We start from the raw sequence: 21425 nt of genomic DNA on the forward strand, positions 1-21425 counted from the left end.
ATTGTAAGCCGCTTATAACTGCGATCATTAGAACGCTCAAAAAGGACACTGATAATCAATACATTAAAAACGCCATTACCTTATCCAGAAAACACGTACGACTTTTACAAAAAACACGTACATGTTTTCTCGGAAACACGTACGTGTTTTTCCAGAAGCAAATTCCGGTCAAAAGCAATAAAGATTCTGATAAAGCCATTATCTTTGCTTCAAAATCAATATACAACCACGATGAGACACTTAAAGTACTTGGCTTTTGTAGCATGTCTGGGAAGTCTTTCCCCGGCCTTCGCACAAAACGCCTCTAAAAGCTTGACAATCGATGACCTAGTCACTTGGCAACGAATCACGGACCGGGAGATCTCGGACAACGGAAAATGGGTAGCTTGCAAGATGGAACCTTGGGAAGGTGACGCTACCGTTTATTTGTATGCGGCCCAAGGGCAAGAGACCGCCACTTTTTCTCCGGCCGATAAGTTCGCGTTCTCCGCTTCCTCGGGTTATCTGGTTGTCACGCAAACACCCGGAAAGTCTACGGTAGATTCCCTGAAAGTATTGAAGACGAAAGAGGACAAGATGCCGATGAACACCTTGGTAATCTATTCCGTCGCCGGTAAAAAGGAGACGATAGACTCCCTCAAAACCTTCAAATTAGCGGACGAGGCAGATTGGATCGCTTATCAAAGAGGCCGGAAGGACTCCACTTTGTACGTCCGTTCGCTGGATGGAAGCAAGACCTTCCAGTTCCCGACCGTAACGGATTTCCAATTCGCCAAGAAAAGCGGTATGCTATATTACACGAGCGCGGCGGAAGGAGAAGCAGGTATATTCACCTTGAATCCGGAGAAAGGAAGTCCGGCGCTCATCAAAGAGGGAAAAGGCGTATTCAAACAAACCACGTTCGACGAGAAAGGAGAACGGCTGGCTTTCTTATATTGCGCCGACAAAGATTCTTCTTACAAAGCGTTAAGCTTATGGCTATCCGAACATAACGCTCCCGCGAAAGAAATCGCCACCCGTGGAAACAGGGCTTTCCCCGCTGAATGGGTAATCAATGAGAACGGGATGCTTCAATTCTCGAAATCCGCTTCCCGTCTGTTCTTCGGTACCTCACCGGAGCCGAGGCAAAAAGACACGACCCAACTAGCCGAGAATCGTCCGAACGTACAGGTTTGGAGTTGGGATGAGCCCGTACAATATACCGTACAGAATTATAACAAGGAAAAAGACTTAAGGAAAAGCTATCAAGCGGTTTATAATCTGGGCAACGGCTCTATCTTCCAATTGGCGAATGAGGAATTACCGAATATCCAATTGGGTAATGAGGGTGACGCACCCTTGGCGCTCCTTTCCACTTCCCGTCCCTATTCTTTGTCTTCCATGTGGGAGGCCCGCACACGCAGCGACTATTATACCGTATCGTTGGATAACGGGGAGCGCAAGCAAATCGCCCAAGCGGATTATGGCCGTTTCCGCCTCTCCCCACAAGGTAAATATGCATATTGGTATGGCGAGACGGATAGCTGCTGGTACACGATCGCCTTGGCGGAAGGTAAGCAATATCGCCTAACCACTCCGGAAAGCTTTCCGGCTTGGGACGAGGAGAACGACGTTCCCGATTATCCTTATGCGCATGGAGCCGCCGGCTGGACCGCGAACGATCAAAATCTCTTGATCTATGATCGTTACGACATCTGGAAATTCGATCCGACCGCAGCCACCCCACCGATCAACCTGACCGTGAACGGAAGGAAGGAGAAACTTTCCTACCGCTTGGAACAACTGGATAAAGAGGCTCGCTTTATCGACCTCGGCAAACCGCAATTATTAAAAGGATTCAACGAGGCCACAAAAGGATACGGATTCTACAACGCACGCCTCTCTGCTCCTGCCGCCCCGAAGACTTTGCTGGCGGGTAATTATATGCTGCGATCTATCAACAAGGCGAAGAATACGGATGACGTGATCTATACGATGGAAACCTTCCAGCAATACCCGGATATCCACTATTCGACCTTGGCGTTCAAGAAATCCGTGCAATTGACGCATGGAGACAAACAGCAGGAAGGTTTTATCTGGGGTACCGCCGAGTTGGTATCATGGATTTCCTTGGACGGCCGTCCACTGGAAGGTGTCGTTTATAAGCCGGCGAATTTTGATCCGAACAAGAAGTACCCGATGATGGTAAACTTCTACGAGCGGAATTCGGAGACTTTATATAATTACCGTATGCCGGAACCGCATCGTTCTACGATCGATTATCACTTATACAATAGCAACGAATATGTCATCTTCAACCCGGACATTCGCTATGTAGATGGTTATCCGGGAGAAAGCTGCTATAACTGCTTGATGCCGGGTATCACCATGATGATCGCCAAAGGATATATCGACGAAAAAGGGATCGGTGCGCAAGGACATAGCTGGGGAGGTTACCAAGTAGCTTATTTAGCGACTCGCACGAATTTATTCTCCGCTATCGAGTCTGGGGCGCCTGTCGTAAATATGTTTAGCGCTTATGGCGGTATCCGTTGGGGTTCCGGCATGGCCCGCTCTTTCCAATACGAGCATACACAAAGCCGTTTAGGAGCTACGCCATGGAGTTCTCCACTTCGTTATCTGGAAAACTCGCCGTTGTTCACGATGGATAAGGTGCAGACCCCAATATTGATCATGCACAACGATGCCGACGGCCATGTGCCTTGGTACCAAGGTATCGAGTATTTCGTTGCCATGAAACGGTTAGGTAAACCTTGCTGGTTACTGAATTATACAGGCGAACCGCATTGGCCGATGCATATGGCAAACCGCATCGATTTCCAACGCCGCATGTTCCAATTCTTCAACCATTACCTAAAGAACGATAAAATGCCTAAATGGATGTCCGAAGGCGTACCTGCCGTAGAGCAACCATTTGAGTTGGGGTATTGATCAGACAATCTTATAAGAGATTATGGCCAAAGCGATAGTTATACCATAAGCTTTAGCCATAATCTCTTTTTCCATTTAAACAGGAGATCTTTTGAAATAAATACGTATATTTGCCAATAACATAAAAACAAAAGATATGAGAACGACAAAAACCAGACCAACTAGAAATGTTTCGTCGCCCAAGATGGCTAAACACAACATTTCCAACCAAAGGAAAAGCGATAGCCAACCTTTCAGTCCTATGAATGAGAAAGATTTATTTCTAGCCCATTCCAGACAATCCATGGCAGCATATATATCCAAATATCTCATCGAATGAAAATACATCAACGAGATGTTGTAGAAGTCAATTATCTATTTCCTAATGGAATAACCAAACCTCACATGGCTATCGTCATCTCAAACGATGATTTGCAAGCAGCTGAAGATTTCTTTTACCTAGCTATGATATCTTCCAAAAACTATAATCCACAATATACATTTCCTTTAGAAGACTCTATGCTAACAAAAAACTTAACAAAGAAAAGCTTCGTTATTTGCCAATTAATAGGAGGTTACACAAAACGAGACGTTGTGAGAATATGCAGCCATGTAAAAGCCGAGCCTTTCAACTTGATTGTTGAAAAAATCAAGAAAGTCATATTCTAGAACGTCATACGAAACTCGGTACGGACACCAGGCAAGGAATCAACGGTTAAATCGCCGCCATGCAATCGCATTATGCGGTGGGAGATACTGAGACCGATGCCGCTACCACCGGACTTCGTAGAGAAAAAAGGCGTAAAAATAGCAGACAATAGTTCCGGAGAAATGCCGGGGCCATTGTCTGTTATAGTTATATATACCCTACCATCAGCCTCCAAGGCTTCTACGGAGACGATGGCATCCGCTTGCCCCTCTATCGCCTGTAATGCGTTACGGATCAAGTTAATCAGAGCCAGCACAATCAAGTTTTGGTCCGCATGTACCGTTAAAGCTTCCGCAGAGGAGAAACGAATACGGTCGCTACCCGCCTCGGCACACAACAACCGTTCCATCTTCCGAAATAAAGAGGTTATAGGCACCTCGGTTCTTTCCGGCTCCGGAAGATGCGTCAGACGATGGTAGGAATCCAAGAAAGCGGATAGATTTTTCGCTTGCCCATGAATAACCTCCAAACCTTCCCGTAATTGCTCCGGAGTATATGTATCGGAATATTTCAACAGATCAGCAGATAAGGAACGGATTGGCGTAATCGAATTACGAATCTCATGCGTCAGTACCCGCAAGATGCTCTCGTAATACAAGCGCTTCTCTTCCATCTCATTCTGGTTTTGACTGAATAGGAGGATAATCCGATTCATTTCCGCATATAAGTCCTTTACAAAGGGATCATTCGTTTTATCCGGGTATCGCAAAGTTGTATTCCCATTACGAACCGACTCGAAGAAAATAGCGATCTTACGATTTGTACCGTTTATCCACTGGATTAGCAACAGAGTTATCAACAGGATAACACACAGACATACAAAGGATAAAAAATAAGAAATACCGGTTATCAACAATACAGATCCAAGTAACGCAAAAAGTACGATTAAGGAAACGCTCCCTATAATCTTCAGGTATAAATTCCGGTTAACCATGGTTACTCTCCTTATAATCTACAACCCGTATTTCCGCATCTTATTATAAAGGGTCTGGCGGCTAATATCCAATTGTTGAGCCACAAGCGTCAGGTTCCCTTTCTTTTCTTTCAATACCTCGGCGATAAACTGCCGCTCCATATCCTCCAACGTACAAGGATGGGAGACTAGAGATTCTGCCACAGAGGAAATCTCTCTCTCATCTGATTCCGCACGACGTTCCAAGACGTGGGTAAGTGCTTGAATCAAATTCTCGTTATCCCAAGGTTTCACGATAAAGTCCGTGGCTCCCTTTTTAAGGGAAGATACAGCCAACTCGATATCCCCAAAAGCGGTTATCAAGATAACGGCCGGAGGATTCTTAAGCTCCAAGATACGATCCAACCAGAAAAGTCCTTCCCCTCCGCCTTGCTTTCCAGTGCCGAAGTTCATATCCAGTAAAACCAAATCCACATCTCCATTCCGCAAAAGGGCAGGCAATAATACGGGAGATGATACGGTAACGATCGTCTTAAACTCATGGGACAAGACCGTCCGCAGACTTCTCAATATCGCCTCATTGTCATCTACGACTATAATCTTCGCGTCACGCATTAAGCCTCCTCTTTTTTTCGTACGCAAAGATACGATCTTTTCCCGGGTCTCAGTGTCCAATATTTAGACAAATCCAGTTCTTTACGATCGTTTCCTCCGATTTTATTTGCCATATTCCACGCAACCGGATAGCTTTGAACCAACAAACAGATAAAACCATGGAATCCATATCTCTAAAACTTATATTCCGTAGCTGGTGGCGAAACAAGACGTTCGCCGTCATTTCCTTATTGAGCCTGGCGGCAGGCATCACTTGTACCAACCTACTGATCTCATACGTCATTTATGAATCTAGGATAGAAGCCCATAATCCCAATAAGTCGCATATCATCTATATGGCACAAGACTCTCCCTTGACCTCCGGAGAGAAAGTATCTTTTATTAAAGGGCCGATCCCTGTGCAGCTAAAAGACCAATACCCGGAAGTTGAGGATTATTTACGACTGAACATAGAGAATGCCGCCTCCATCACGATAGGAGAAAAGCGCTTCGACCCAATCTCGATCGTCAGAGCTGATCCCTCCTTTCCTCGCTTTTTCCCTTACAAGGTAATGGCAGGAGATATAAACAAGGCATTAACCCAACCAAACGCAATTGCGTTGACCGAATACCAAGCGAAGATATTCTTCGGGAACGAGGATCCTATCGGTAAAACCTTCTTGGCAAAGTACGCTTATGAGAACGAGACGATTACCTACGAGGTCGCCGCCGTTATCAAAGAGTACCCTCAATCATTCTTGAAGTTCAACGCATTGGCAGGCACTACCTCCCAATTCAATGGCGGCCCTACCTTATTACTGGTAAACGATCTCTTCAACATCGATACGTTCACTCAAAAACTAAAGGATGATAAGGTACCTACTTTCAACGGAACCGGACAGTATTATTTCTATACCCTCCAAGAGAGTTATTTCCAAGAGCAAACCTATACACAAGAATACATCCCCTATATCCACCGAAACCAGAAAGACTTACTGTACGTTGGTTTGTTCTCGGCCATCCTAATCCTCGTGATCGCCTGTTTCAATTATGCCAACCTAAGTTTCTCCCGCATTTTGCAACAGGTAAAGATGATCTACACCCAGAAAGTGATGGGAGCATCGGCTGGGCAAATCCATCGCCAGCTATTCTTGGATACTTTCCTTACCGTGCTGATCGCTTTCTTTTTATCCTTATTACTTACACTGGATTTCCTGCCGGCTTTCAACCGGATCGTTTCCGGACGTATCTCCTTGGGATTTTTCTTCAGTGGACAGGTCTTACCTGTGATCGTGGCACTCATCCTAGCTCTATCCATTATCCCCTCATTATATATGAGCCATAAGATCAACTCCCTTTCCCATTCCGAGTATAAATCATTCACCACCGGTACCCGGAAGCGGACAATCATAGGCGGGCTCTCCATCTTACAATTCGCCATCTCAATAGCTCTGGTATTCGCCACGCTGATCGTACGGCAGCAACTAACGCTCACTCAGACAAGCGGTGAACGTTACCGGGATCTCATCGAAATAGCCGACTGGAGTGGGAACCATATACAGACCTTCTCTGAAGAGATCCGGCGTTATCCTTCCATAGAAGAGATGTGCCTTTCGAAAAGCGGGATCATACAGTTCAACTTGCGGACAATGGTCTTGAAAGACGAAAACGGAAACGAACTAAATTATACGCTAGGCCAATACGAAGGTGATAGTACTTTCCTAAAGGTTATGAAGATAAACATTCTTCAAGGACTCTCAGAGCGAGAGGCTCTAAAACAATACAGCACACCCGTCTATATTAACGAACAATACGCACGTTTGCTCGTGCCCAAAGGCGAGAATCCCGTGGGTAAGCCTGTCCGCCTTTACGACACTGAATTCGGGAAGATGGAAAAGGAGGGAGAACCGATAGCGATTATAGCAGGGATCGTGGAGAATCTATATACAGGAACCTTACGACAAGAGGTTTACCCTAGCTTGACCTACCTAACGCATACTCCCCCCTATAACCTCGTCCAAGTCCGACTGAAAAAGGAGCACAGAGCCGAGGCTCTAGCTTTACTGCAACAAACATGGGAAAAGATCAACCCCAACGTACCTTTCGAATATCAAGATATATACGAGGAATTTATGTTATCTAACCGAAAAACGATCGAACTGGCACATTTGCTCATCATGTACTCGATCATCAGCCTCCTGCTAACCGCCTTCGGATTATTCGGCATGGCTCTCTATGCCATCCAGCAGCGTACGAAAGAAATCGGTATCCGTAAGGTAAACGGGGCTACGGCCGGGGAGATCTTGTATCTATTAAATCGTCGGTTTATCGGCTGGGTAGGGATCGCTTTCGCAATTGCCGTTCCTATCACGTGGTATTCGCTGAGTTGTTGGCTGGAGAATTTCGTATATCGGGTGGACATATCCATAGGAACATGCCTGCTGTCCGGCGGTATCGTATTGATGGTTACGCTACTGACCGTAAGCAGGCATAGTTATAAGGCGGCATCCCGCAATCCGGTAAACACCTTGCGAAGCGAATAGCGAAGAGGAATATTAAATTCTATTCGCCCATTGGCAATTTACTTAACTGAGATATCGCCTGTAAATTGGAATAATCGTATTGGTAAAGGCCATCATCGGCGATCATCATCAAGGTATTCTTGAAAGGGATTACGTCGTAACCCTCCATTCCGGCATAATGAACAAGCTGATTAGCCATCAAGGTCATAGGATCTTTCGCGTTGAAGACCTTTAACCCTTCGTCACAGAGGAATAAAGTACCGTTATCGATACCTAATCCTTTCGGACATTTCATGCCATAAGTAACCAGCAAGTTCGGTTGGTCTACATCACTCACGTCTATGAGCATCAGTTCATTGGTATTTTGCCCACAAGTATTTCCGGAATGCACGGTCACATACGCTAAGTCATCCTCCACGACAACCGGATCACAACCAAAGACATGACTTACGGAAGAACGATACTTAGGCGCTAGCGGATCTTCCAGCGAATAGATCAACATGCCGGTCGGAGTTCCCATGAACATCTTATCTTTATAGTTGAAAAGAGTCTCGACATCACGTTGCAACCAAATGTCGTTTGTCGTCAAGACAGGCTTGTCCCCAGAAAGGTCGAAAACGCACATGACATTCTGTTCTACCGTATATAAGTACTTACCATAAATAGAAAAACGAGCCATAGATCCGTTCACTCCCTGCGTGGAAGTACCCGGCGCCGCATCGTTCGCCATCAGATCACCGCCATAACTCGGATAATGGTAAATAGTTTCCTCCCGTTCCTTCGGTTCCCAACCGACCACGACACCTTTCGCTCTCGCTTCCTCCGAATAACACATATTATAATCGAACCCATAGCCATTCTCTATGGTCGGAAGCGCATAACGGAAAGCGTTCTCCACACGACCTTCCAATTCAGGTCTCTCCGGATCGGAGATATCGAACCAGACCAGATCCACATACGAATCCGCATACAATTTATCATCCTTGATCGAGAGATCCTCGTTACCGATCAACTCTACAAAGCCCGCTATCCGGGGAGATGCCGGATTCCTGTTATCCACGATATGGATGCCCTTATCCGGGGAAGAAATATACAGGTAATCCTTATAGAAACAGATCTTTCCCCGCTTGGTGATTGGCACCACCTCATCCGTCACCTTCACTGAATTCCGAAACTCGGAGATCGACATGAATACCGGTTCGTTGATAGCATACCGCACGACCTCCACTCTCACTCCATCATCCTTGCATCCCATTAAGACGCAAAGGCTAAAGGCAAACGCCCAATAAAAAAGTTTCCGCATAATTATAATAGATTTAATCATTAAAAAGCATATCGTATACCTGCGCTCAACCCAAATCCCAACGGCTTGTCTGTACGAATACTAGCCGGTTGATCACAGTCGAAATAATGGGAGAAGCGAGGCTCGAAATAGAGACTCCAATCCCCATAGAAACGATAAGCGGCACCGACCGAGGCATTCACGGACCATTGCATACCGTGGATGCCCTCCTTTTTGCTCTTAGAGATAGTCGTTCCGTTTCCGGCGATATAACCGCTATACACGGCCTGCAAACCCTTCTCCATCATAAAGCCTCCGGAGAGATAGACATTCCATCGCTGATTCTTCCATACATAAACCACCAGATTCAAGGGAATACCCAGATAATGCAAAGACGATTTCACCTCTGACGGGCAATCCCCTCCCCTCTTGAATGTAGTGGATAAATACGTATACATCAATCCACTTTCCACGGCTATACGCCGGCTCAAATCCTTCCGTACCGTAAAACCGAATGATATCGGAAGGGAGTAGCTAACGTCCGGATAAGATTCGAACGAACGATTATCCAAGAAGTTCTCATCCACCTTAGAACTCCGTAATACCGGGGCATTACGGAATGAGACCGTTTGAGGAGGCGTATTACCACTCTCCTTTTCATCATCGTCTTTATCCGGCTTATCCGGATCGGGGCTTCCTGCCGAATTATTCATATCTCCCGGAGAAGAAGCATCGCCATAACTCATATCCGTATTTAAAAAGCTATCTACATAACCACTAGAGCCAACGGCGGCGGCCAATAACCACTTGTTCCGTTTACTCTTCTTGGCTTTCTTTTTCAAAGAGGCTTTTCGTCGGGGACTCCGTTCGCCTTCCGGTAGAGGAACCGTAGATTCACCTCGCTTAACGACTATGTCCGTCGAATCCTCGGACGCATCCTCCTTCACAGACGGTTCTTCTACGATAGCCGCAATCGCATCCTTCTCAATAATCTCGATAGTCTCACACTTCTCATCCTCCCGAATCGTTTCCTTTTCCCCGACAATAGCGGAAAGCTTAGCCTTTTTTTCCCATTTCAGCACTTTCGCCATACGTTTCTTTACAGGCTCTACAGGTAAAACGGGATGCTCCGAAAGAATATTCATTTCCTCCGCTTTCTCCGATATCTCTTTCTGAAAGGGGCTCAATTCCTCCAATGGCATCTTCTCCGGGGAAGGTAGCAGCCAAATAACCAAGGCCAGCACTGCGGCGACGACCAAGCCTCCCGTCCACAACCAACCCCGTGGTCTCGCTCTCCGGTTCATCCGGGCCTCCACCTCATCCCAGCAGCCGGTATCTACCGGTAACCGGTGCTCTTCCAAGCGCTGCCGCATATAGCCGCTGAAATCATCCAGCCGTTCGTTATGATCCTTATCGTCCCGCATTTTCATGCCTTATTAAAGATTGTACACTCTTTTGCAAAGCGTTCCTCGCCCGGATAAACTGGGAGCGGGAAGTCGCCTCCTGTACATGCAGCATCTCGGCGATCTCGCTATGCGTATATCCCTCTATCGCATATAAGTTGAAGACCGTACGATATCCCGACGGCAATTGGGCCACGCAAGCCAACAAGTCGTCCGCCGATAAACGGTCCAATACGGAATAGTTGATATCTTCCAAACTGTCGTCATAGCCGTCCAGACCTACACTTAGCCTCGTGTTCTCTGAAGACCGGAGATATTCAAGAGCCGTAGTGACAAAGATCCGCCGTATCCATCCCCCGAAAGCCCCGGAGCCGGAATACGACCGGATCTTCGTAAATATCTTCACGAACCCGTCCTGCAGAAGATCACGGGCCGTCTCCCTGTCACCCACGTAACGCATGCAAACACTCATCATAGCAGGAGCATATTGCTCGTACAATTCCTTACGAGCCCATGATTCGCCTCGCATACATCCATCGATTAACAGTTGTTCATCCATAAGTACTTATGCTCTCTATTATATGGATGAAATAGGTATCCTAAAAGTTGCATCTTATTCAAAAAAAAGTTACCTTCACATCAAAAATAGGAGGAGAGTGTATGAGACGAGGATTATTTATATTCATGGCATGGATATGTGTCGTTGGAATCCAGGCACAGTCTGACTTTTCGTTTATTTTAAATAAAGAAGGTAAAATCATCGTCCTGCCTAAAAACAAGACGTATGAGTTGAACATCCCGAAAGCCTCTTATAAGACATTTACCCCTGCGGGGACACGGGATATCGATATTAAATTGCGGGAGTTCACGCCCGATATTCCCCATACGTCCCTACAAGAGCGTCCGATGGATATGCAGATATCTTCCGCCGCCTATCAGCCGTTCTTTAACGTATATACCCCGATGCTTCGGGAGGTATCGCCAATGGCGTTGGATTTCAATGAGACTTATATGAAACGGCTAAACGAAAGTTTCGATCTTATCGCTAACGGTGTTCAATATACATGGCCGGGAGTCGGAGGCATGACGATCATGAACGGGGGTATTTCTTGGCACAGCGGCAATTGGAGTCTTTATGGCGGAGGATTCGGGGGTCGTTTCTTTAGTCCCTTCAACCCTAGTCCCGGAATAACAGCGGGCGCAAACGTACAAGTGGAATATCAACCTACTGACTGGTTGAAACTGAAAGGCTGGGGACAATACGCTTATTACGCCGACGAGTACAACAACCCCCATATGCTCAGCAACCCTTTTCTCTACCATACCCAAGTGGGCGGCTCAATGGAGTTCAAGATCACTGATAATTTCTGGATGGGAGCCGGTGTTAACTATGAATACAACCCGGTACGACGGAAAATGGAACCACAGTTCCTAGTCTATCCCGTCTTCAAATCGGGCCGCTTCAAGATTGGAATGTGAGGAAGACGCTATTTCCGTCTCAAACATTCCTACATGGCAACTGCCTAGGATACCGACACCACCGTCTATATTGCTAAATACACGGATCGGTTCGGCCAGACCGCCATCGATCAAAAGGTTCGAAACTGAATCCGTGTCTTTATCTTGCAAAACTTTCAGATATCGATAGTATTCCGCTGAGATAGCATATAGGTGTACCCGTAGGTGCTTGGGAGGAATCGGAAGAAAATCTTCCTCATTTAGATCTTCTATCCCTATCGAATCCGGGACTACTTTTAGCGGATATGATCCATAATAAGGTTCATAATAATACTCATCCGTTAAGTGCAAGGTATATTCTTGCCCGTTTATTAACTCATCAGAAAAGACCTTCCCATCATACCCATACATCCAGTCATTGCCAAAGATTTGATCCAAGGCCGTCAACGATTGGCCAAAAACAGGTTCAGTCGCATAGTTTGGACTCACCGAGAACCATTTATATTCTCCTGTATATTCCTTAGCTATTCCATCAAAAACAGGAATGCCCTCTTCCATACGGAGTAAATAATAATTCTCCTCGGCAGGGTTATCTTTGAGCGTTACCTGATAAATCGCATTCTGGCGAGCAGAACCAAAAGAGCCAGCTACCGTAGCATAGGTTACCCCCGCTTTCAAGACCTGAGCAGGCGCTGGCATGACCGTCTCAGCGCTTGCCACCCCATATTCCGGATAAGAAGCTTCCACACGGATACGATCCCCTTTCACCGGTATAAAATCAGACTTGAAATAACCTTTCGTGTTAAATGCCTCATCCCCCTCCTGAAAGCTCATACGCTCTTTAAAAACGCCATTCACGAATAAATTCACCTCGGCTTTATCCAAAGTCACGTTCGGATGATCATCCGTGAAAAACCAAGTACGGGAGACACTTACGGTTAAGGGTTCGCCGGTTATAGCGACACAGTTCACTACCAAGGTAGGATCCGGCCGTAAGGATTCAAGATCGATCTCCTTGATGCAAGACATCAAACCAAACAGGCTTACTATACAAATCGTATTTATTAGGATACTCTTTATCTGTTTCATCTTCCTAGAATTTATAAGTATATGATATGGAAGGTATGATAGGCATAATACCTATCAACTTAAAACAAGGTTTTGTTTTACCGCTATAGGGAGAAGAAGAACCCGGGACTAAGTTATTCGTTCGTTCCCAGTTATCACTTTTATAGACCATAAACGGATTCATCCGGCTATATACATTATAAATACTGATATTCCAGATGCCCATTCGTCCCTTCTTCTTCGGACGGTAAATATTAAGTCCCAAATCCAGACGATGATAAGCCGGCATCTGGTAATTATTACGACGTGTATACAAATCCACCACTTCCCCGGATGGTTCCCACCAGTTATTCATCTTGTATTGGTTGGAAATAGTAAGCGTACCAGCTTGCTCATAACTCTCCAACGACAAGGTCATGCGATTGCCGGAAGTATACGTCCAAGCAGCTGTCAGCTCCACCTTTTCCGATAGTTTATGCGATACCACGATATTCAGCTTATGCCGGTTATCGTAACGTGCCGGAAAGCGTCGCCCGTTATCGATCTCATCGAAACGCCGATCCGACCATGAAAGCGTATATCCTATCCAACCGGTCGTACGTCCGCTTTCCTTGCGAGCCAAGAACTCCACGCCATACGAACGCCCCTTACCGACCGCCATTTTTTCCTCCCAAGCCGCCGTACCGGGCAAGAAGGAATAGCCGTCTTTATAATCCAACAGGTTCTTCATCCATTTATAATACCCCTCTACCGAGAAACTATAAGAACGCATCAGATTATAATAGAAACCAGCGGAGACTTGATCACTGATTAAAGGTTTCAACTTACGGGTAATAGGCATCCACGCATCCGTCGGCAAATTTATATAACTGTTGCCCAATAAATGGATATATTGCCCCATACGGGCGTATGAGGCTTTGAAGCTAAGATCGTCACGTAGCAACCATCTCAAGGAAGCGCGAGGCTCCAATAAGGTATAAGCCTTCCGCTCCACATTGAACAGGCTAAACCGAAGCCCCGCATTCAAACGCAAGCTAGGTAAGACATTCCAATCATCCTCTCCGAAGACAGCCGCCTCACGGGCCCATAGCAGATCATTTGTATATATTTTCCCTATATTCGAAAACTCCAGCATACCGGAACCGGCTGCTTTCACCTCATTATACTCCGGGCGGAAACGGTGCATCAAGAAATCCCCTCCAAAACGAATCACATGCGACGTAGAAGGCGTGTAATCAAAAGAGGAACGGACGCCCATATCCAAGATAGAGGTAGAACTACTCGTTTCCGATGAAGAAGAGAGATAATTATCTTCTCCTTCCACACCATAATTATATTCTTTTGAACTCCGTACATTCGAGCGATACCGTGAAAAGACCCCGGAAACCCGTCCGAACAAACGGTTATTGAAGACATAAGTCCAGCCCAAGGTTCCCATCAAATTACCCCAACGCAGCGATGAATGGGTACCATCCGTATAAGGGACTTGCTCTTCTTCTGTTGAGAAATCCGTTCCCCCTCCTTTTAATACATCATTCCCGTTATATAAGCTGAAAAACATCCGGCTACGATCGCTGAAACGATGATTAAGCTTTAAATTCAAATCGTGAAAAGCGTAACGAAGATTTATTTTATGACCGTCTTTTCGAACCTTATTTGCTATCGCTATCGCTGGGGCAGAGAGTACATCCAGCCACGAGCGTCTAAGCGCTATCTGAAAAGCCGTGCGATCCTTGATGATAGGGCCTTCCAAGCTCAGATTACCGGAGATCAGCCCGATCGTAACGCTACCATGGTACTCTTTCATATTGCCCTCTTTGGTATGGACATCTACCACAGACGAGAGTCGCCCGCCATATCTCGCAGGGAAACCCGCCTTGAAAAAGTCCAGATTACGGATCGCCTCCGGATTGAAAGCGGAGAATAGCCCGCCGACATGATTGATCTGGTAAACCGGATTACCGTCTATCAAAAACAGATTTCCATCTTGGTCGCCGCCACGAACATATAAACCGGCCAGTCCCTCTGTCCCACTGGCTACACCCGGAGTCAGTTGCAAGGTCTTCACAATATCGGACTCACCAAACAGGGTCGGTGTCGCCTTGATCGTCTTCTGGCTAAACCCCATCGTTCCCATCAAGGTGTTATTTACAGACAAACGATCCCGCTCCGAAGCGGTAACTACCACTTCCTCCAGACGAGCGTTCGGACGCAACTCAATATTTAATATGGTATCCCTATCCAATTCCGTGAAATTAAAGGAACAGCTCTCATAGCCAATGTAAGAAGCATGCAAGCGGATATTCCCCGGCGGAAGCGTCAAACTGAAAAAACCATAGCTATTCGTAGCCGAGCCTTTCCGGCTGGCGACCTCATAAACAGAGGCTCCGATCAGAGACTCCGAGGACGCTTGGTCCCTCACGAAGCCGCTGATCGTTACCTGTCTCTGTCTACGCTTCAGAATCACGATCTTTCCACTCACCTTATACACGATCGGATACGACTCGAACAAGCGGGTCAAACAATCCGTCAATGCCTCATCTTTCACTTGGAAACTGATCTTCGGAAGCTCTTTCAACAAAGAAGACTCATACGAGAAGGTCACGCCCGCCTGCCTTTCGATCTCTGACAAGACCTCCGGCAACGAAACCTCCTTCATACGTAACGTAATCCGGGGATCATCCTTCGTCTTGGCTGATTGGGCCAAGAGGTCTGGAACAGGCATAAAAATCATCCAGCAAAAAATGGCTATAAGCCATTTATTCATCCACTCTGTCATCATTCTACTTTATTGAGTTCATTGATAAGACAGGATCTCCCGGAAATACCCCTATCAAGGAAAAGCCTTTTTTTCATACCTCGTGAACTTACCGCTTCATGATGTATGAACCGGCAAGCACAGGTCGTCAACGCGGGATGGGCTTATCCATCCCAAGGATTCCAATAAGGAGGCACCGTGTCTCTCGGCATCGTGATACGCAATTTATCCTCTTGATATCCGGCGACAATCCCAAAGCCGTTCTCCACATTCGAATACGTATCGGCAGGCTCTATCAACGCCCCGAAATTCGCGTCGCCGATCGTGATAGAGTACCCCCTCATAATCTTCATATATCGATAATAATCCTCGGAGATAGACAACAGGCGCACATCGTAATGAACGTCCATAGAAAGGGTATCACTCTCATACGAGTATTCAACAGGAAAAACAGAAACCTTAATAGCATTCGTATTAACCAGATCCTCCCCTCTAAATACACCCATACAGTAACGCCCATCCATCTGGCTCGTGATAGGACTACCTCCAAAAGACTGGAAAACAGGATCCTCATAATCCACGCTAAAACCAGAATAATACCAACTATATCCTCCTAAGCTACGGAAAGAGGTTACGGTACGGGTACTATCCCCCTTCCGGAAGTCCAAGATCTGCTCCACGATTAAACGATAATAGGAATCCGCCTCAACCCCGATTTTAACAGAGAAACGCAGATATTCGGCATAGTAGGCAGAAGATCGATAGGATAAGGTATCCACCTCATAAATCCGTGCCCGACCGGGGATACGAGTTTCCCCGGATACCGGCTCATACCCATCGGCCTCGGCCTCTATACGCAAACAATCCCCCTGTCTCACGAAACAACCGGGCAGAACATATTGCCCCCGTGAATGTATAGAATCTTCCGGCAGGTCATCATTGCGCATAAGACCTTGAAACTCATCATTGACATAGACACGGACTTTCGCGTCGGATAACTCAAAATCGGGAACGCTATCCATGATAAACCATGTTTTCGAGAGATGAGCACACACCTCCTTTCCGGGACATACCGATGCGTTCAGTACAATCCGATCCGGCAGATCCTCCAAATCAATCTCCACATCCCGAACGCAAGAGACCATCAATAATCCTAACACGAACAGGTAAGGTAAATATCTTCTCATAAGCTAGAATTTATAAGTATAAGAAACCGAGGGCATGCAATAGAACAAAATCGTCTCCTGTAGCACTACATGATATCGCTGATTTATATCCTGGTTTACCATAACCTCCGTCATGAAGGGATTCGGTTTCAAATACGTATTGTATATACTTATGTTCCAAATCCCCATCCGACCCTTCTTTTTATATCGATAAAAATTCACGCCCAGATCCAAACGGTGATAAGGAGACAATTGATAATTATTACGAGCGCTCAAACCTGAATTCATCGGTCTGTATGAATCTACTCCGGCATACCCGTTCTCTTTCTGATAAATCGGAGACAGATATTTATACTCCGGCAAGCTAATATGGTTTCCTGAGGCGAACACCCAAGCTCCCGTTAACTCCACCTTCCGGGATAACTTACGAGAAACGACCACATTCACCTTATGCCGGTTGTCGAAGCGAAACGGGAAATGACGCCCCTTATTCACGGAACCATCCGGAAACCACCGATCCGACCAAGAGAGCGTATACCCGATCCATCCGGTTGTCTTCCCATTTGTCTTTTGCGCCATAAACTCCACACCATAGGTCTTACCCTTTCCCAAACCGACCCGGTCTTCCCAACCGGAGAAATGTGTCTCAACCGGCCAATGATCCTTATAATCAATCAAGTTATTCAACCGTTTATAATACCCCTCGATCGAGAAATCATACATCCGTTTCAGATTATAATAAAGCCCGGCGGTAATCTGGTGAGAACTCATCGGAGGGACTTGCTCCGTCACCGGGACCCAAATATCCGTAGGCTGGTTCACATAGGTATTCGATAATAAGTGGACATATTGGTTCATCTTACTGTAGGATATCTTCGCCGATAGATCCGGACGAAGTAAATAACGTGCCGACAAACGAGGCTGAAAAGAATGATAGATCTCATTCTCTACATGAAACAAGGTATACCGCAATCCGGCATTCACCCGCAAGCGATCCGTGACCCGCATCTCATCCTCGGCAAACAAAGAGAACTCATGCCCTTTTATCAAGGAATAATCATACAAAAGCTCATATACGGGATTTACTAACGAATCGTTCACCCAAGACCGTTGCTGGCTATTCTCCGGGCGAAAATTATGATACAGGTAATCCGTGCCCATTCGTATCCGGTGATTCATTGAAGGACTGTAATCCACTGACAGCCGTACGCTCAGATCCTCCATCTCCGATTTATAACGGCTATCCCGCTTAATTGATTGCCGCTCTGCCCTATTTCCTTCGATTTCATACCCCTTCGCCTCTTGCCGGATATGCGAGCGAAAACGGCTGTAGCCCACCATTAGATTACCAAACAGCTTTTGCCCGAACACGTAGTTCCACCCTGCGGAGCCGATCAAGTTTCCCCAACGCCAGAGAAACATATCATCCGAATCCTCATGCTTCTCCTTGCTTCCCTGCCGAAAAGCATCTTGCCCCATATAAAAGCTCAAATAGGCCCGGCTACGTTCCGAGAAAGAATGGTTCACCTTCGCGTTTATATCAAAAAAGTGATAACCGAAACTCTCCTTGGTATCACTGTTCTTATTAATGATCGCCAAAGCCGTCCCTGTTATCAAATCCAACCACGTACGACGTACCGAGACATTAAACGAGGAGCGATCCTTAACAATCGGCCCCTCCAGATTCGCCCGTGCGGAAAGCAAACCCACGGAGATATTCCCGTGATACTCCTGCCGGTTACCGTCATTCATACGGACATCTACAACCGACGAGAGCCTTCCGCCGTATTCCGCCGGAAAGCTCCCTTTATAAAACCGGGTATTCTTTATCGCGTCCGGGTTGAACGCCGAGAAAAACCCCAACAAATGGTTCACATGATAGACCGGATTTCCATCCAGCAGATACAAATTCTCATCGGCCCCGCCCCCACGCACATACAAGCCGGTCATTCCCTCGGTGCCTACCGCCACGCCCGGCAACTGCTGTAAGGTCTTCACCAGATCCGCCTCCCCCAGCAAAGCGGGTATCGACTTCACCCGCTCGGCAGGTACGTCGATCACCCCCGCACGGCTACTCAATATCTCGTAGCGAGGCCGGGTCCCCCGAATAACGACCTCGCCTAACGAGGCCAATGACCTCAACGGGAAGTCGATCATCGTATCCCTTTGCAAATCGATCTCTATCTCCATCGCCTTAAAGCCCACATACGAGGCCCTAAGGCGAACCTTACCGGGTGGAAGTATCAAGCTGTAAAAGCCGTAATTATTAGACATCGTCCCTCCCCTCGAACTTTTCACCAGAACCGAAGCCCCCAACAAACTCTCATACGAGGCTGAATCCCTGACGAATCCACTGATCGTATATTGACGGGGCTTTCGCTTTAAGATGATATATTGCCCCGTAACCCGATAGATAATCGGTAATGGGGAAAATAAGCGCTTCAAGCAGTACGACAAGGATTCATCCCGGACCGACAGGGAAACCTCTGGCAGCTCTTTCAGCAGAGAAGACTCGTACGAGAAGAACAATCCGGTTTGTTTCTCAAGCTCCATCAATATATCCAACAGGGGAACCTGCCGCATATCCAACGTAACCGTCGGCGTAGGTTCGGGCATCTGCGCATATAGATGTCCCATCCAACCGGGAAGCAAAAGAATCCCTATCAGCCATACAACAATAGATCTCATAAATGATCTGATTTTATTTCTTCGAAGTGGAAACCAAACGTGCGTCCAATGTCTGGTTAACAACCTGCAAGACATCCTCCAAAGGCAGATTATTAAAAGTAGCGGTCAATCTCGCTCCCTCATTCTTTGTCTGGTTCGCAATCTTGACTTGATAATAATCACTCAAGTCCTCAATCACCTTATCCAGCGGTGTCTCCATAAAACGAAGTTGCCCTGTCCTCCAAGCTAACTTGTTCACGTCTTCTTCCGTCACTACCGTTATCTCCTTGTTCTCCATAGAATATTGAGCCGACATTCCAGCGGTAAGTATCACATTCTCCTTTTCCTCCCCGGCGGTAAAACATACCTTGCCGGTAACTACATTGACTTCCGTAACGGTAGGCTTCTCATCTATCTGGAAACTTGTTCCCAGCACCGTAACTTCCGTTTGGCTCGTTTTCACTGAGAAAGGGCGTGCCTCGTTCCTCGTCACTTGGAAAAAGGCCTTTCCATTCATCTCCACGGCACGCCTCTCTTTATCATATCTCTTCGCGTCATACCGGATCCATGAATCGCCGGCCAAAGCGACCAAGGTACTATCCGGAAGGTAAACATCTTTCATTTGTCCGGGGGCGGTAGTAATCGCAACCCAATCCGGGGCGTTTCTCTCTACCGTAAACCATGTCCCCAGACCTACGAGCACTAACACGACAGCGGCCGCCCCGATCCAATACCGGCGAAACGAGACCTTCCGGCTAATCACATGCTCAGAAGCGAACTTCTGCCATGCCTTATCCGGGTCAAGGCTTCCTTCCCGATAGCGTTTCGCTACGAAACGGATGCGTTGTTCCAATTTATTGTCATGCTCGTTATTATTCATAACTATTCCTTCTATTTAATAAGTCCTTCCAGTCTCATACCATTGGAATCCGACATTTGGGGCCTGCCCCTTCTTCAATGGAACTCCCACGCTCATACTCGGCGAGATCCTAGACGATACGCAAGATGAGAAAATCATCATCGACACCGCAAATATAAATACCCACTTTATACAAACCATCGCTTTCATCCTATTTTCTCTTTAAAATGTGTATCCCAAGGTAAAACTAGCCGTATGATAGTTCAGACCTATGTTATAAGCATATCCCTTGTATTGCTTATCTATACCCAGATCATAGCCAACCTTAAAAGCGACCCGTTTCACCTCTATACCAGCCTCTATGGTAGCTCCCCAGTCAAAACGAGGCGCTACCGCATATCCTTGGCCGGGATTAAACGGGTTATATGATATTTCCTTATTATAGGGCAGCTTTCCTTTTAAAGAATAATCACTTTCCTCATACGTCACTTTTCCTCCCAAGCCAACCGCCAAATAGGGACCGACCGCCAAATGTAACCGAACATCCTTACTTACCTGCCAATCGAAACGAGCCAAGATCGGTAATTGGATATATTCACGATGCTCCTTCTGACTGCGATGCCTTATACCTTCTACATCAAAATCCTTAATTCCATAGGTATCATAATAGAAGCCCGTAAAGCCGTAACCATTACCATAACCGTATCCCCACAGATTCAAATAATCACTGGAAACGGGATAGAGAAATATACTCGTACCTTCCCGTCCCCCATATGGACTCTCACTAGTTCCATAAATCTCACTATAAGAAGACAGCCCCTTCCCCCGTCGCACATAATACAAACCGGATTGAAGCGAGAACCAGCCCGATCCGAATGTATAAGAGACTGCGGCCCCAGCCTTAAAGCCTACCTTAGCGGCATCTCCCTTATACTTTGTCACGTTCATACCGGCTTCCGGCGTCACTTTCCATTGCGCTTGGGCCGAGATCACGCACGTCATCAACATCACAAATACCACCAACTTCCTCATATACTCTCCATGCTTTAATGAAATAAACAAGTAACCTTTATCTCTAAGACAGAGAAATATGAAAAACCCCCATTCCTTTCTATA

Annotated in this window: 15 protein-coding genes; 4 read left to right on the forward strand and 11 right to left on the reverse strand. The window is 46.4% G+C overall.

What is annotated here, in order from left to right; translation table 11 throughout:
- Positions 1-231: 231 nt before the first annotated feature.
- Both NBH16_RS17565 and NBH16_RS17570 read left to right on the forward strand, forming a co-directional pair.
- Positions 232-2931 carry a S9 family peptidase gene (locus tag NBH16_RS17565; RefSeq protein ID WP_008777862.1) on the forward strand — a complete coding sequence of 900 codons (2700 nt, stop codon included), beginning with the start codon at positions 232-234 and terminating at the stop codon, positions 2929-2931.
- A gap of 315 nt (positions 2932-3246) precedes the next feature.
- On the forward strand, positions 3247-3579 hold the full coding sequence (locus NBH16_RS17570; protein WP_008777861.1) for a type II toxin-antitoxin system PemK/MazF family toxin: 333 nt from the start codon (positions 3247-3249) through the stop codon (positions 3577-3579).
- Here the strand turns inward: NBH16_RS17570 and NBH16_RS17575 are convergent.
- Positions 3576-4553, reverse strand: a complete 978-nt coding sequence (locus NBH16_RS17575) for an ATP-binding protein (RefSeq protein ID WP_005867510.1) — start codon at positions 4551-4553, stop codon at positions 3576-3578. The genes NBH16_RS17570 and NBH16_RS17575 overlap by 4 nt on opposite strands.
- Positions 4554-4571: 18 nt before the next feature.
- Entirely contained in the window at positions 4572-5147 is a 576-nt protein-coding gene (locus NBH16_RS17580) for a response regulator (RefSeq protein ID WP_005867508.1), read from the reverse strand.
- A gap of 158 nt (positions 5148-5305) precedes the next feature.
- On the opposite strand from NBH16_RS17580, the gene NBH16_RS17585 reads away from it, so the two are divergent.
- Positions 5306-7669 carry an ABC transporter permease gene (locus NBH16_RS17585; protein ID WP_005867506.1) on the forward strand — a complete coding sequence of 788 codons (2364 nt, stop codon included), beginning with the start codon at positions 5306-5308 and terminating at the stop codon, positions 7667-7669.
- A 19-nt stretch (positions 7670-7688) separates the two neighbouring features.
- On the opposite strand, the gene NBH16_RS17590 is transcribed toward NBH16_RS17585, so the two are convergent.
- The 3 genes from NBH16_RS17590 to NBH16_RS17600 are packed head-to-tail and all read right to left on the reverse strand — an operon-like array spanning position 7689 to position 10892.
- Positions 7689-8951 carry an LVIVD repeat-containing protein gene (locus NBH16_RS17590; protein WP_005867504.1) on the reverse strand — a complete coding sequence of 421 codons (1263 nt, stop codon included), beginning with the start codon at positions 8949-8951 and terminating at the stop codon, positions 7689-7691.
- A 20-nt stretch (positions 8952-8971) separates the two neighbouring features.
- Positions 8972-10354 (reverse strand): porin family protein, encoded by a 1383-nt coding sequence (locus NBH16_RS17595; RefSeq protein WP_005867503.1) that lies wholly within the window; start codon positions 10352-10354, stop codon positions 8972-8974.
- Complete coding sequence (locus NBH16_RS17600) at positions 10341-10892, reverse strand: RNA polymerase sigma factor (protein ID WP_005867502.1); 552 nt, start codon at positions 10890-10892, stop codon at positions 10341-10343. The genes NBH16_RS17595 and NBH16_RS17600 overlap by 14 nt, the downstream gene beginning before the upstream one ends.
- Positions 10893-10993: 101 nt before the next feature.
- Here NBH16_RS17600 and NBH16_RS17605 point away from each other — a divergent pair, with 101 nt between their 5' ends.
- On the forward strand, positions 10994-11812 hold the full coding sequence (locus tag NBH16_RS17605; protein ID WP_005867501.1) for a hypothetical protein: 819 nt from the start codon (positions 10994-10996) through the stop codon (positions 11810-11812).
- Here NBH16_RS17605 and NBH16_RS17610 read toward each other — a convergent pair.
- From NBH16_RS17610 to NBH16_RS17635, 6 genes are all read right to left on the reverse strand, one after another.
- Positions 11765-12880, reverse strand: coding sequence for a DUF4249 domain-containing protein (locus NBH16_RS17610; RefSeq protein ID WP_005867500.1), 1116 nt, complete (start codon positions 12878-12880; stop codon positions 11765-11767). The genes NBH16_RS17605 and NBH16_RS17610 overlap by 48 nt on opposite strands.
- A 4-nt stretch (positions 12881-12884) precedes the next feature.
- Positions 12885-15641 (reverse strand): TonB-dependent receptor, encoded by a 2757-nt coding sequence (locus NBH16_RS17615; RefSeq protein ID WP_005867499.1) that lies wholly within the window; start codon positions 15639-15641, stop codon positions 12885-12887.
- 140 nt (positions 15642-15781) lie between these two features.
- Complete coding sequence (locus NBH16_RS17620; protein WP_005867497.1) at positions 15782-16804, reverse strand: DUF4249 domain-containing protein; 1023 nt, start codon at positions 16802-16804, stop codon at positions 15782-15784.
- A gap of 3 nt (positions 16805-16807) precedes the next feature.
- A complete protein-coding gene (locus NBH16_RS17625) occupies positions 16808-19471 on the reverse strand; it encodes a TonB-dependent receptor (protein ID WP_005867495.1) in 2664 nt (887 codons plus the stop codon).
- Positions 19472-19484: 13 nt separating this feature from the next.
- Positions 19485-20330: a FecR family protein gene (locus tag NBH16_RS17630; RefSeq protein WP_005867493.1), complete on the reverse strand. Its 846-nt coding sequence runs from the start codon at positions 20328-20330 to the stop codon at positions 19485-19487.
- A 201-nt stretch (positions 20331-20531) separates the two neighbouring features.
- Complete coding sequence (locus NBH16_RS17635) at positions 20532-21341, reverse strand: porin family protein (protein WP_005867490.1); 810 nt, start codon at positions 21339-21341, stop codon at positions 20532-20534.
- Between the last annotated feature and the right edge of the window lie 84 nt (positions 21342-21425).

This window comes from Parabacteroides sp. Y3-G-102 (genome assembly GCF_023656845.1).
In the GTDB taxonomy this organism is placed as follows: domain Bacteria; phylum Bacteroidota; class Bacteroidia; order Bacteroidales; family Tannerellaceae; genus Parabacteroides; species Parabacteroides distasonis.

Excerpts from the sequence above, each read along its gene's own strand:
- NBH16_RS17565 (WP_008777862.1), top strand. The coding sequence starts at position 232 with ATGAGACACTTAAAGTACTTGGCTTTTGTAGCATGTCTGGGAAGTCTT.
- NBH16_RS17615 (WP_005867499.1), bottom strand. The coding sequence starts at position 15,641 with ATGATGACAGAGTGGATGAATAAATGGCTTATAGCCATTTTTTGCTGG.
- NBH16_RS17630 (WP_005867493.1), bottom strand. The coding sequence starts at position 20,330 with ATGAATAATAACGAGCATGACAATAAATTGGAACAACGCATCCGTTTC.
- NBH16_RS17635 (WP_005867490.1), bottom strand. The coding sequence starts at position 21,341 with ATGAGGAAGTTGGTGGTATTTGTGATGTTGATGACGTGCGTGATCTCG.
- NBH16_RS17600 (WP_005867502.1), bottom strand. The coding sequence starts at position 10,892 with ATGGATGAACAACTGTTAATCGATGGATGTATGCGAGGCGAATCATGG.
- NBH16_RS17610 (WP_005867500.1), bottom strand. The coding sequence starts at position 12,880 with ATGAAACAGATAAAGAGTATCCTAATAAATACGATTTGTATAGTAAGC.
- NBH16_RS17595 (WP_005867503.1), bottom strand. The coding sequence starts at position 10,354 with ATGCGGGACGATAAGGATCATAACGAACGGCTGGATGATTTCAGCGGC.
- NBH16_RS17620 (WP_005867497.1), bottom strand. The coding sequence starts at position 16,804 with ATGAGAAGATATTTACCTTACCTGTTCGTGTTAGGATTATTGATGGTC.
- NBH16_RS17570 (WP_008777861.1), top strand. The coding sequence starts at position 3,247 with ATGAAAATACATCAACGAGATGTTGTAGAAGTCAATTATCTATTTCCT.
- NBH16_RS17625 (WP_005867495.1), bottom strand. The coding sequence starts at position 19,471 with ATGAGATCTATTGTTGTATGGCTGATAGGGATTCTTTTGCTTCCCGGT.
- NBH16_RS17605 (WP_005867501.1), top strand. The coding sequence starts at position 10,994 with ATGAGACGAGGATTATTTATATTCATGGCATGGATATGTGTCGTTGGA.
- NBH16_RS17590 (WP_005867504.1), bottom strand. The coding sequence starts at position 8,951 with ATGCGGAAACTTTTTTATTGGGCGTTTGCCTTTAGCCTTTGCGTCTTA.
- NBH16_RS17575 (WP_005867510.1), bottom strand. The coding sequence starts at position 4,553 with ATGGTTAACCGGAATTTATACCTGAAGATTATAGGGAGCGTTTCCTTA.
- NBH16_RS17585 (WP_005867506.1), top strand. The coding sequence starts at position 5,306 with ATGGAATCCATATCTCTAAAACTTATATTCCGTAGCTGGTGGCGAAAC.
- NBH16_RS17580 (WP_005867508.1), bottom strand. The coding sequence starts at position 5,147 with ATGCGTGACGCGAAGATTATAGTCGTAGATGACAATGAGGCGATATTG.